This is a genomic window from Candidatus Nomurabacteria bacterium (genome assembly GCA_023898645.1).
Classification (GTDB): Bacteria; Patescibacteriota; Saccharimonadia; order Saccharimonadales; family Saccharimonadaceae; genus UBA2112.
In genome coordinates this window covers 84,734-99,716 of record CP060232.1, presented here as the reverse complement: position 1 = coordinate 99,716, position 14,983 = coordinate 84,734, and the positions used below count along the sequence as shown (strand labels likewise).

Genomic DNA, 14,983 nt, shown 5'->3' with positions numbered 1-14,983 from the left:
GTTAAAACCTGAACAATTTCTGCATTAGCGTTATCACGCTATCAAGCACGCTCGTTTCCCTGTCTGGCGTCACCACGAGAGTCGGGGTGCTGTATGCGCTGTTACCACTGATATCTCTTGATATGATTTGAACCTTGTAAATATCTGCCAGATCAAGACCGGAGACAATAATCACGTGGTTCGTTGTCGGCTCTGTGTCTACCGGTGTTTTCTTATCGAGCCTTCCGCTACTTAATTTACCGTATGCGACTTGTGACGTGGCAGGTTCGTCCGTCTTCCAGCTGACGATCAACTGAGCACGCGTGTTACTCACGCCCTGCGTCGTTGTCATACTAAGGCTAGTGTTACTTATACTTGGCGGACGCGTATCGTAACCAGAGCGCCAACGTTGCTCCTCAGAAGTCGTCAGGTCGCCATACCTGTCACGACCCTCGATGTTAAATACATACTCACTGCTGCTCGCAAGATTATGAAGTGTTATTTCGTGCGAGGTGGTTAGTTCACTCTTTGCCATCTCCTGAGATACACCCGTTCCCTGATAATGCACAGTTGATGTCGTTGGTACATTTGTTGTCCAGCTCACCTTTACACTGGTTGTCGGATCATTCACCAATGGGTTAAAGCGTACGTTGCTGATAATTGGCCGCGAAATAGTCGTAAATGTATAGTCGTCACTACGTATCGTACTGCCAAACGACGTCGTCGACACAACCCGGTAATGATACGTGGTGCCACTATTAAGATTGTCTAACTTAAATGTGTGGTTAGTGCCAAGACCTTCGTCGCTCGTTGCACTTAATCCGTAAGCCGTCGTCGTGCCATAATCTATGCGAGTTTGCGTAGGCACGCTCGTCTGCCAACCCAGGACGGTACTTGAAAGTGTGGTGCTGTCGCTATTAACGTTAAAGATTCGTGCCGCCTCGGATGTCTTTGTATAAAATATTTGTGAATACGCATCTGTAAGATTATAGGTACGTTCGTTGTCAAAGCTTTGAACACGATAGTAATAGGTTGACGATGGATCAAGACCAGTAATCATGACAGTGTGGTCAGCTTTCAAATCAAGCGTACCCTTACTCTGACTGAGGTCACTAGGATTCGTGCCATAATAGACGAAACTTGTCGAATCACGGTTCGTTACCCAATGAATCGTTGCTTGATCAAAGCTGGCTGTCGCGCTAGGCTGCACGACAACAGTCGGTGGCGATGTGAAGCTTCCCTGCGGCGTCGCCGATACCGTACCCGACGGACCACCACGGTTGTCGACGTTATCGGCCGCAATGATTCGATAGTAGTATGTGTTACTTGGCTGAACATCCAAGTCAACAAATGCGGTGGTACTTGTGTTGCCAATGTCAGTAAAGGTGTGACCGTCTGGTGAACGTTGTACGACATACCCTGCAATACCATTACCTTCAAATGTCGGCTTATCCCACGTCAACGTCAGTGACCATCGTCCAGAAACTCGATCCGAAGTGTCGGTCGCAACAAGATTAAGTGGAATTCCAGGCGAAACAGTATTAGCGATAAAGTTCGCGCTGCCGTAGTTATTCCAGTTTACGTTGCCCGCTTCGTCTTTAGTAACCATATACAGGATATTCGTCCCCTGTTGTGTTGCCGCTTTAAAGGCAGAGATAAATCGGTCGTTCGTGCAAGTTGTGTTTATTGCAGAAGGCAGCTCGTTTATGCTGTAACAGTACGTTAGTTGGTTAGGGTCTCCCGAATATAGCGACGGCAAATCCCACGCAAAGGCGAAGAGGTTTTGTGGTGACGACGGCGGAATTGCGCGAAGGTTTGTCGGAGGACTAGGAGGATCTGTCGAGAAGTAAAACGACACTGTCGTATACGACGACGAGTAGTTGCCCGCATTATCAAGCGTACGTAAGTATAATACATTTGTCCCTGTAAGATACGCTGCAGATACGTCAGACAAGTTACGTCCCGTCTGACAAGTTTCAGTAGCAAATGGACCACTAGTCGCACCGGTATGATAGCAGTAGCCAGAAATCCCAGAGTGTCCGTCATAGGCTGCCGGCCAATCAAAAGTGAAATTATTAGTCGTCGTGTAGCCGCCTGGCGTCACGGTGATAAAACTTGGAGCCGTAGGCGGATCTTTGTCAAACTTGTAAACGAACGGTGCGTAGATGTTACCGTCTACGTTACCCGTGACGTCCTGAGCTTGTATGCGAAGGTAGTACGTACCCGACGTCTGTAGATTTGGTATGTATTTACTATCGGTCACGAATTGACCTGCAGTTCGAGGAGACGCCGTCGAGTCAGTACCTAGATAAACCCAATAGCCTGCAAGGTTAGACCCAAGCGGACCGTCGGTTGCACCACCCGGTTGTCCTGGGTCTGGCCATTCAAATACCGGAGTGGCGTTGTTGTACCATACACCGCTTGTAAGCTCAGTGGTCTCTGCTGTCGTCTTGTACACGTTTATGACCGACGGATTAGTAGGAGGGTCGACGTCATAATAGTAGTTCAACGCATAGCTACTGACAGTCGGTGTATATAAATTATCTTGCGACTCCATGACGACTTTAATCTGCGTATATTTATGAGGTGTCGAAGTCACCATTGTCGTCAGTTGTCCGCTATAGTACTTCGTGTTGTTCGTTCTAGACCAATCGTTCCAGCTATTGGCATCGTCTGACGTACGAGTAAAGAACTCTACACTCGTACCAGCAGGTATGTCGACTTGAGCAGTAATTCCCGCGTAGTCAAAAATGCCTGGTGTCGTAAAAATCTGCGAAACATGCGTAGCGCTACCCTCGTAGGCAGTTGTAGCGCTTGGGTAATTAAACTGCCAAAGATTAGGACTATTATCACCAGATATTGCTAATGCGTGTGTAGAATTTATAGGTATAAATATCGAACCATGTGAAAATGCTTCGGGCGCCGAAGTACCTTGCGTCCAACTATCCGTTGCGATGTCATAGATATACGTTGTCGTGGTAAGCGACCCCAACGCGGCATAAATTTTTCCATTGTTCACAACCATCGCATTGCCGTAATAAGATACCGTTGGTAACGATGCCATTGTCGTCCACGTATTGGAAGCGATCGAATAGCGATAAAAGTCATTTACACTATTGTTGCCGGCCAGTACATAGATATAACCATTCGCACTATCATACGTGGCGGAACCATAATATATACCGCCCGGAATATTTGCCTTTTGTGTCCATGTTCCCGTACCGGAGTCGGGAGTGTATTCATAAAATCCAGTGCCACCGTAACCGGTCATAACATATATCGATGAACCGACTACTTGCAATGCCGATGCACCGGGACGATGTGCACCGACAGGTATGTCCGTCATGCGAGACCACATGTCAGTTGCAATATCGTAGCGCATCATTTCTCTTGAGCCCCCGCCACGCATGTAATAAACACTGCCGTCTAAGTAAGCTATCGAGCCTCCAAGGTTCACGTAGTATGGGTTAGCAAGATATTGCGTGTCGCCTGTGTCTGGGTCAAATCGTACAAACCGCGAGAATCCGCCTTCGTCAGCACCAATCGCGTATACGTATTTCGAACCGTCATACGCTGCCGTAGTGGCATTTCCTGCTTCCCAAGTCCAAGCATTATACGGCCAGTCCCATCTCATGCGTTCCCATTTATCTATATTCTTAGTGGTTGGCGTATATATTTTATTCCACGTGTCGTACCGAATAAGCTCGCGGCTATGGCCGGAGTATGACGGGATGATATAAACATAGCGATTATTATCAGACACCATCGATCCATAAAGCACTTGTGACGTTAGGCCCGGAGCTTCAGCCCACGAATCACTTGCTATGTCATAACGAAACGCCATTTGATTCTTGCCTATGCTCTGGTTTGCGTCAGTTGATACCATATAGAGGCCCCCGTGGCCGTCGCTAACTAGATTGTTCTGCGTATAGAACGCGCTGACGGGTGGTTTTGCAAGCGAACGCCACGTATCGTTACTGAGCGAATACTCGGCAAATATATCCCTGGTATTATCGGTAAAATTCCATATGTAGTCGCCACCCATATTTACATAGATCGTGTCGTTGCCGTCATACCATATACCCGAACCGCCGTAACCGATAATAGATGGGTAACTCTGTCGCGTACCAAATACCTGACTTGCAATATCATAGACGTAAAATTCCCTACCTCCGGTGAACAGCATAGCGATTTTACCGTTTCCTACATACGTGATGTCAGATCCAATCTGCGCACTTGCTGGAAGATTAACCAAAGTTGTCCACGTGTCATTTACAGTGTCGTAGCGATAAAAATTATTCGTATTGTTTCCGGCAATCGTATAAATATACTTACTACCGTCATACGTCATGCTGCTGCCTACACTAAATATACCGGGCGCATCTGCCATAGTCTGCCATACTTTGTTCAACAAATCGTAGCGCCACATAGTTGCAGTACTGGATCCGCGCATCATATACATGTAGTCACCTATGATGACTTCAGACGATCCGTATGGCGTGTCAGGAAGCGCATCCGTTGGCCCTGTACCCCACGACCCGCCCGAAACGCTTTTAAGTTTCATAGCATTACCACTTATCGCAACGTGGGTATTTGTCCCACTGTTAAAGTCTGCGTCAGACGTCATAACTTGCGACCCTGGCGGCGAAATATACCAGTAGCGATAACTAAAGTACGTAGCAGCAGCGCTTATATTGCCTAGCTTGTCTTTCACTTTTATACGCACATAGTACACGTCACCCGCCGTCATCGGTGCCGCGACTGTATATGTCGCATCAGTTTGATAGTTACCGTCTGTTGCAGGATCAGCACTTGAATCAGTTCCGAAGTAAACGTAGTACCCATCCACACCAGAGCCGTTGTTCCCGTCACTTGCGCCAGCCCAGGTAAAGTACGGGTGTTCGTATTCGTAGGTTTGCCCAGACGTCAGCTGCGTCGCCCCCCCAGACTTGTCGTAAGCCGTAAATTGCGAAGGCAAGTTCGGCGGTACTGTTTCTTGGTCGTACTGGATGTCTATGTTTGATATGGTCGGCGTACTACTTCCGTCGCCCGAAAGTCTTACCTTGAGTTGTATGTATTTGTTGACCGGTGAATTAATTGTGGTACCAGTCGTCGCCTGCCAATCAGTCCAAAGTCGTCCATTGCTCGATGTACGGGTATAGATAGTTGTCGTTCCCGTGCCCCCCGATGTTGTCTGAAGTGGTTGCCAGGATTGTACTTGCGTTAGGTTGATTGGCTTTGAATACCATGTACCAGACGTTACATAATTTGCAGCGCTCGGGCTCCAATTCCAAAGTCTCGGTGAATCCCAACTTTGTGCAACATACAGTTTACTACTCGTAGAATCATAAAAAGCTGATGCATTTACATTGGTTGGTGCCGGCAAGTCTGCCAATCGTTGCCAGGTTTCGTTCGTCGTGTCAAAGCGATACAGACGACGATTCAGTGGGTCAGTTCTCGTACCCGCTCCAATGTACACATACCTCGAACCGTCAGCCGTGATAAACCCACCATGATCAATCTTGCCGTTCGGTATAAAGTTTGTAATCTGCGTCCATGTATTTGTTGACATGTTGTATTTGTAGAAGTGACTGTAACTGCCACCCGTAGATGCATAGATCGTAGTTCCTATTCGGGTAAGTCCCCCGCCGGTATATGGTCGCAATGGTATATTTGCCATCTGCGTCCACGCATTTGTTGCTATGCTGTACCGCCAAAATTCGTTTCTACCGCCAGTCACTGCATACAAATAGCCATCATTGCCATCGACGATGTCAAGTCCCCAGTTCGTTGCATAAGGCAGGTCTGCTAGCTGCGTCCACGCATTTGTCGCTATGTTATATTTCTGAAAAATCGTATTTCCCGCATAAGGCAACATATATAGATCGCCCGACTTATACACACCTTTCCAACCGCTGGTAGTATTAATCTGACTACCAATCAAGGTGGTCTGCCTTGTCGATAAATCGTATTTATACACACGGTCCACACTGCCAGAACCGGTGCCCCCAGTGTAGTAGACGGTTTGTACACCGTCGTAAATCATACCCTGATGCCAATCACTATCGTCATTATCTAGCTGATACAACGACGTTGAGTCCCACGACTGCGTCTGAGTGTCGTAACGAAATATATCCTGTCGCAAATCAGTTCCGTATTCTGCGTATATGTAGCGTGAGCCGTCATACGCCGACGGCGGCGTCCAGCCATAGTTCGTTGCTGCTACCGGCGGCTTCGGTAAATCAGTCCACGTGTTTGTGGCAATATTGTACGACTGAATTGCACCGTGCACCGTATAGGGCCAATACTGCAATTTAACTGCAATAATCGAGCCGTTTACATAATGCATAGTGACATGCGTATTCGGATAACTAAGCGAGGATATGTCTGTCCACGAATTTGTACTAATTGTATATTTTTTGAACTCACCCACACGGTTATTAATTGCGTAAATTGAATCTGCCTGGTCCCACACCATGGCAATACCATATGCTACCGTTGATGATGTCGGAAATGAGGATAATGAATCCCAGACCTTTGTCGACACGTTGTAGCGCAGAAAAGATGCCGATGAAGCACCTCTAAACAAATAGACGTATCCGACATTATTTTTGACGACGTAAGTTGCGTCACTATAGCCACCCACCTGAGAAGGAACGTCCGCCAGTTTGTCCCATGAATCACCACCGATATCGTATCGATAAAATACACTAGTAGAGTCACCAGCGAAATAATAAATATATTGCGTACCGTCACTTACAATATGCGACCCTGCCCCACACGCAATTGGTACACTTTTGAGAATATTCCACTGCTGCATCTCTATGTCATACGATCGAAAGTAGCACTGTCCTCCCATATTTGACAGACTATAGAGTATATTATTTGGACCATAGGCCAACGTTCCCGTGCCGCGTGTATACGTCTGGACAGGTTGAATACCATCGATAGTTGAGTTGTCCCAGGAACCAACGTATCCCTGTTGAAGCGAAAGTTGAGTATTTTGGTTAGTCAGCTGAGTCGTTCCGTATTGCATCGTTCCGTCTAGCAGATCTTTCGAACCGAGTGAATGCGTTTGCGCCTGAACTTGTGCCGCCTGAAATACGAGAGAAAACAACATAAGAACAATAAGCATCGATGTGACCGCGAGTGATACAGCTCGCTTCGTACGTCGACGTAAATGCCCAAAATGTTTCGCCCAGAATGGATGCGAAAGCAAACGATACCACCGCTTCAAAAGTATGAAACGAATCCGTCGATAGTTTTGATATATACGCTGCTTCATGCTAGAAAAACTTTATAAACCCTGCGATTAAGAATGCCGTGCCGACAAACAACATACTGACAAAGAGCGTTATGAAAAGACTGCCTATGATCTTACCGCGTGCATACGGGTTGCGACCAATCGCCTCCATCGCTCGTGTAGCCGATCGACCAAACCCATAGGTAGCACCTAGGAGTCCCGCCACCGCGACTAGGCTCGCCGCTATGTTCTTTGTCGTTTCAGGGAAGCTAGTAGAGACTTTGAAGAATGAGTGGACGAAGTTTGCTACCCATTCACCCGCTGCACTAATGGCATTGTATACCGCACCTAATATGCCCGGCGCAGCCGATCGCTTAAACGCATATTTATTGTCAATGGCAAGGTTTTTACTCACGCCGTCGCGTTCGGCTCCGGCGGCCTTGATTACTGTACTGGCATCACCGGTATTAATCGAAATCTTGCCAGACCAAACGCCTTTTTCGAACCTACCCGTTTCCTGAGGTGTCACAGTATTGGTCGAGTCACTAAGTTGCACTGGCCCAGTGAAGCCTTCATCAACCGTTCCGTCACCCTTATAAGCTGTCAACGTAACTTGGAAGTCTTCACCAGAAGCTATGTGGTCTTTCGGTGTCGTGATCACAATGTAACCACGTGGGTCTGGTGTTAGCTTAATCTGCGTAGAAGCTGTTTTAGTGAGCTGTTTGTCAGGTTGTGAAACAACTACTTCGACCTGTGCCGGCACTACGCCAGACGATGCCGTATACGTTGTCTGTGGCGCGTTCGTTGCTGATAGCGTACCGCCGCTGACATGCCATGAGTAGCTCAAGGTATTGGTCGGTACTTCTTGATTGTATCGGTCCAAAGCAATCACAGAAAATCCTAATGTCTTCCCTACTTGGACAGAAGGGCTCTTCGGAGTCACTACGAGGTGATCTATTTCACCTGCGCCTTCACGATGGTCACCTGTTAGCCCCGGAAGTGTCGTAACGGTCACAGTCGAATAACCCGTCGCCCCGCCAACTGATGCCTGTACGGTATTTGTAAATACCTTTGTAGCAGTGCCTGCGGTAAATAGTCCGTCTGACGTTATCGTCCCGCCGCCAGCAACAACCGACCATACGGGTGTTTGATCATTAATCTGATTTCCATAACTGTCGAATACTTCCGCCGTAAACTGCTGAGAGCTGTCGGTCAACAATACAGTCGAGCTTGGAGTAATCTTCACAGATGTCGCAAGCGCCGCGCTCGCCGAAGCATAAAAGCTGACACCGACCGACGAACGCCCATCGATACTCGCAGTAACTATATATGTGCCACTCTTGTTGCCTAGTGTAAGCGTTGATCTCGCAAGACCCTCATTGTCGGTATCTACGGATTCTGGACTCATCTTTGCTCCATTTGAGTCTACCGGTACGGAGTCGATCGAATAGCGAATAGGGATACTTGGCATTGGATTGCCGTACAAATCAACAGCCTTCACTATATAAGGATTGTCTAGGTCGCCGCCAGCTGAGCCCGACTGATTAGTTCCGGAACTTATCGTCAGAAATACCTGCTGATCGCCCGCCTTTACTTCAAAGCTATTACTTTGTGACTGTACTGATCCGTATGTCGCAACAAGCATATCAGCACTTGCTGTCTGAGTGACAGTTACCGAACCGGTCCAAGTACCACTGTTAAACGCACCCGTCTGCGACGGCGACACGGAACTGGTGCTATCAGCGAGTGAAACTTGTTTATTGAAATTCTCTATAACATTGTCGTACTGGTCCGTAGCAGTAATTGTCACCAAGAACTGACTTCCGGCTATCTGCGGCGAATTGATATAGGCGTAAGTGAATTTCGACAACGAGTCGGCCACGACCGAAGCGTCCACCGATTTACTCACTAGTATCGATCCGGATGACACTATCAAATTGATGGTACCGTCCTTTGTCGTATGAGCTGCCGTGATGTTTACGTCCTGCTGATCACTTTGGTCTACCGTTCCGATGACGCTCGGTACAGACCATGTATACGAAACGTTGCTTAAGACGTTGCCGTACTGGTCTTTTCCATATCCGGTGACACGCAGCGTCTTGCCTGCAGTTATGACAACCGGGTTCGGATCGATGTCGGCCGCATACAAATCGCCTGGCGATACTAAGAATACATCGGAATACGACGCGACTGCTCCGTACGCTGCCTTTATCTTGGTACTACCGGCCTTATTAAGCGAGACTTGCCCTGTCCAAACACCTTGAGTAAACGGATCAGTCGTCGTTGGAGTAATACCATTTAAGTCATCGGTTAGGGCAACAGAATTGGTAAACGACGTAATGGTGTTTCCGTATGTGTCCTTTGCCGTAATCGTTACAGATTCTGTTTGTCCCGCACCTATGTCGGTCATGGGACTAAATACAAAGTGATCGAGAGATGCCGCTTGCACAGTCACGGCGGCATCAGCCTGTTTTGTAACCGAACCCTGCGTACCCGTCACACGTACGACGCCCGTACCTGTGGAAGGACTTGCCGTAAAGGTAGTTGCCAGGCCGGTTGCAGGTGAAGCAGCCCCTATCGCCCCTATAACAGACCAACTGTAGGTCAAGCCCGTAATTGCATTGCCAAACGCGTCATATCCTTGTGCAAAAAACGCCTGGTTTTGACCAGCTGTCACGTTTGAGCTCGATGGCGTAACAACAACGTGATCAAGTATGTTCGACGTTACGTCAAACGGATTCGAAACACCTGTCGTCGCACCCGATGACACCGTAATGGTATCCTGCGTATAGACTTGGCTTATGCTGACATAGCCCGTCCATACGCCACTACTAAAGTTTGTCGTTTGCTGCGGCGAAATCGAAGCCGAAAGATCAGATAATAAAGCCGTGTTGTTAAACGTTGTCATTGTATTGTTATATTGGTCTTGAGCGGTGATCTTGACACTTATAAGCTGCTGAGTCGGCTGCGGCGAGGTAATCGTGTCAAAGCTAAAGTGATCAAGCGAACCCGGCTGGACATTGACGACTATGCTGGCATTTTGTGTTGTCTGACCCTGTGTAGCTATCACGTTTATAAAGGTAGACCCCGACTTTTGAGTAGTCGTGAGCGTTGACGACTGACCACTTGTAGGCGACAAAGAACCTAACGTCGAATCCGTGATTGACCATGCATACGTCACACCACTGCCAATTTGATTACTATAGGCATCATAAGCTGCCGTCGTAAGTGATTCGGTTGATTCTATGGACGTAATAAGACTATTCGGAGTAATGGCGACCGAATCTAGCGCAGCCGGAGATACGTTGAACGTGTTACTTGTTCCGGCCTTACCCGTATCGCTGTAACCCAGAGAAACACTAGTTCCAGACTTCGTAACCTTTACGTTACCGGTCCATGTACCATTCGTAAAGTCGGTCGTTGCGTTTGGCGTTATCGTACCTGCCGAATACGTCAAAACACCACTGCCGTTATACGAGCTTACCGTGTTGTCAAACTGATCCTTCGCTAAAATGGTCACCTGGAAATTAGAGCCTGCCACTTTGTCGGTAATTGTTGTAAAGGCAAAGTGATCCACTGCCAGCGATGTTACGTTAGCAGGCACCGCCGCCGTTTTTGTAGTGGCACCTTCTGTCACCGAAACCGTTACGTTGCCAGACCCACTCTGTGTTCCGGCGTTAAATGTCACCGTTTGGCCAGAAGGATCAATCGAACCGATACTCGACGACCACGAATATGGGTCGCTGTCTATGTGGTTATTGTATTGATCGAATGCCTGTGCAGACACTGACGTTGAGTCGTTCACCGACAGCGAAACTGAAGTAGGTGTAATCGTTACTGAATCTAGTGCCGCCGGCGTAACGTCAAAGCTATTACTTGCACCCGTTACCGCACCGCTTTGCCCGCTCAGGTTAATTACGTCGCCAGTTTGAGTCTTTGTGATTGAGAAATTACCACTCCATGTGCCATTTACTAGATTTATCGTTTGCGGGTACAGTGTCCCCGTAGTATCACCCGCCGACACGGTGTCCGTTGCATTGGTAATTACCGAATTGTTCTTTGCCTGCGCCGTGACGGTCGCGGCAATATTTCCACCCGCTACAACGCTCGCTGGTATGGCAGAAACTCCATAATGATCCGGAATGATAGTAATTGCCGATGTACCGTTTGCCGTCGCCGTCTTTGTAGCCGATACGGATACGTCACCCGTAGTAATGGTATTCGCTGCAGTAAAGTCGGTTGTCTGCTGATTAGTTGGCGACACGGATCCCAGCGTCCCCGGAACAGACCACGCATAGGTAACGCCGGTTGAAATGGTATTGTTGTAAGAGTCTACCGCTGTCGCAGAAAGCGTTGTCGTATCACCCGCTTTCGCATTCAAAGTACTAGGTGAAATACTTACTCCCGCTACATCTCCCGGATCTAGCGTAAACAAGGAACTACTTCCGACAGCCGAACTGTACGTCGCGGTCAAGCTGACATTGCCGGCTTTGGTAAGTGTTACGTTGCCGGTCCAAGAGCCAGCCGCAAACTGAGCGTTCGTTGGAGTTGGTGTTTCTAACGTAGACGTAAGAGTAGCATTGCCAGCAAAATCAGACACCGTATTTCCATACGTGTCTTTAGCTACAATCGTCACACTAAATGGCGTACCGGCAACTTGATTATTTATCGTTGCAAAAGAGAACGACGCGATGTTGTTTGACGTCACTGATATGTCTTGTGTGGCATCCGCCAAGCCAACCGCACCATTCGGTGGCGTTGCGTCTGAAGCAGTCAGCGTAGCGTTAGCAACTGTTGAGTCTTGGTAATAAACATCTATTCCGGAAGTATTTGCCGGTAAGTCAACGTAGCTAATGGCCACAAATGGACTGACACTAGTCGAAAATTGACCAGTACCGCTCGTACTTGTCAGGTAAATGCGCGTCGTAGAGCTCGATTTTACAAGATTACCATTAGTATCGTGGAGCTCGAGGTGAATCGCCGACGAAACCTGACCAGCCACCACACTTTGCTGCGCACTTCCGAATGCTATGGCAGCAGGCGGCGCCGTTGTAAATGACCGAGGAGACGAAGGGGAAGACCAGGTGCGGGTGCCGCTTGGGTCATACGCCGACACACGCCACCAATATGTTGTATTTGCCGTCAATATGTCTGCAGTCGGAACCGTAAATGCACCGACCGCACCACCAGTATAGGTATTGCCTACGGTCTGTCCGTTCCAGCCAGTGCTTGATGATGTCTGATTGTATGTGCGTAGCCCCGTCGTAAATCCAGAGTCCAGAGCAATTTCTAGCTTATACTGCACCGCGTCTCCGTCGCGCTCATTGCTGTTCATCTGGAAACTTGGCGTACTCGCAACATTTGTCGCATTTGCAGCCGGAACAATGAGCGAAGGAGTATCCGGAGCCGTATCGTCGTAACTCAAAACACGGTCATTACCGGTATCAACTGTATAAACAATACCGTTCGTCGTGTCCGAGATTATCGAGTTTGGAGACGAAAGACCAGTCTGTGTTGTCAATGCCGACGATGACGAGAAATCCGGCTGCCCTATCACTTGATTTGCCGCTTGGCTATTCGAAGTAATTGTCGTCGTGTACATCATGCCGCGATTATTGCCTGTATCAGCTACGTATACAGTGCCGCTTGATTGGTTAACTGTCACCCTTTGTGGGTTTGTCAGTGACGAAGCACTGACCGTCTGTGGACTTGATGTTGTAAAGTTTGACTGACCTAATACATAGTCAGCAGCCTGGTTATTAGCAGTAATGGTGCTAGTCCATACTAATACACGATTATTTTCGCTGTCAGCTACGTAGAGTCGACCATTATTGTTATCAAACGTAACCCCCTGCGGCGAATGCATCAATGCTGAGGACACTCCGAACGAAGCACTCGTAAAGCTAGAGTGTCCAAGGACAAAGCTTGCTGCTTGTCCGTTAGACAACGGCGACGAGCTCCATATCAATACACGGTTGTTGTCTCGGTCTGCTATGGCTAGTTGGTTTGTATTTGTGTTTACCACTATCCCCTCTGGAGCCGCAAAGCCATTGGCAGCCGTGCGAGCTGAGTTGGTTGTCATACTCGTCTGCCCAAGCACTAAATCAGCATCCTGACCACTATAGGTAATCTGGCTTGTATATATAAGGACGCGGTTGTTGTTAGTGTCAGCTATATACAAACGACTGTTTGTCGTGTCATAGAAAAGTCCCGTCGGACCATTTAGCGTATTCGCACTTACCGATCCACCCTGGTTGCTGGCAACCTGCGAAAAGCTTGTCTGCCCCAACACCAAGTCGGCGACACCGTCTGTCAACTGGTTTGCAGCGCTAAGGTCATATATAAGGACACGGTTATTACCCTTGTCGGCAACGAATAGCCGATGACCTACAGGATCGAGCGCCACGGAACTCGGCGTATTAAAGCCGGTCCCCTGGGGGTTGTTCATGGCGTTGCCATAAAAGTCCATCTGATCACTATCTGTAAGCTGACCCAGTACAAGACTCGCCGACTGACCACTCGTCGATATAGTCGAGAGGTAGCCGATGATACGATTGTTACCCGTGTCTGCTATCAAAGTTATCGACCCGCTGGTCGTTACTGCCATAGGTGCTGACTCACGAGAAGCGCTCGTACCGCTTGAATTTGACGTAAAGCTACTCTGTCCGACAACCACATTTGCAGCCTGTCCACTACTGCTCACACTCGTCCATATCAAGATTCGATTGTTGCCAGAGTCCGAAGCAAACAATCTGTCGCTTCCGTCGAAATTAACATCCTGAGGATGATTAATTGCCGTGGTTGACGTACCAACGCCGTTTGAATAAAACCACGTTTGTCCCAAGACTACATTCGCATTCTGTCCGTTGCTCGATATAGTAGACGTCCAGCCCATGATTCGGTTGTTGTTCGAGTCAGCAACGTACACTTTGCCGGTCGAACTCACACTTACCCCAGACGGACTAGCGAGAGTGTTTTGAGCCAAGCCAGATGTAGAACTAATAAAATCAGTTTGACCAAGCACATACAATGCATTCTGTCCGTCGGTCGTAATCTGCCCAAACTCCAACACGCGGTTGAAGTCTTTGTCGGCAATATACACGCGCATACTTCCGCCAGAACCATGTAGTGCAATTCCCTCTGGGGAAAGCATAGTGCTCTGAGAAACAGTACCTCCACTATTAGTAGACGTGAAGTTTGCCGCACCGATGACGTGCGTTGCATTTGGGTCACTCGCCGACACAGTACCAAAAATCATCACGCGATTGTTACCGGTATCAGAGACATACACATCACCATTTGATTGATCAACGGCTACCCTAGACGGTGCATTGAGTGAGTTTTGCGCCGGAGAACCCGTCCCCCTGTTTACACTCGTACCCGAAAAGTCACTCTGCCCCACTACGAAATCGGCTTTATAGTCAGGAAATGTATTGTCGGTGTTGAGCTGATAAACAAAAACTCGGTTGTTGTTTGTGTCGGCAACATACGCCAAGTGGCGTGTTGAGTCGATTGCCACACCAGAGGCTCCGTTCATACCTACATCACTCGGGTTGTTGACTGTGGCCGAGGTATAAGTACCCGAACCGTTCGGAAGCGTCTGGCCTACAATTCCCGACGCAGCTTGACCATTCGAATAGAATGCCTGCGCCGACGGCACTAGCTGCGCCAATAAAAGACCAAAGACAACCCCAACAATGCCTAGTTGGAGTGTCTTTTTTGTTACGACAATGGGGAAACGTCGTTTCATAGTGGCCTTAT

The 14,983-nt window shown here is 48.3% G+C and carries 2 protein-coding genes; both read right to left on the bottom strand.

From position 1 onward, the window contains the following. Position 1: 1 nt before the first annotated feature. A complete protein-coding gene (locus H6797_00385) occupies positions 2 to 7,264 on the bottom strand; it encodes a hypothetical protein (GenBank protein USN96648.1) in 7,263 nt (2,420 codons plus the stop codon). 1 nt (position 7,265) lies between these two features. After that, positions 7,266 to 14,972, bottom strand: coding sequence for a hypothetical protein (locus H6797_00380; protein USN96647.1), 7,707 nt, complete (start codon positions 14,970 to 14,972; stop codon positions 7,266 to 7,268). Positions 14,973 to 14,983: the final 11 nt, after the last annotated feature.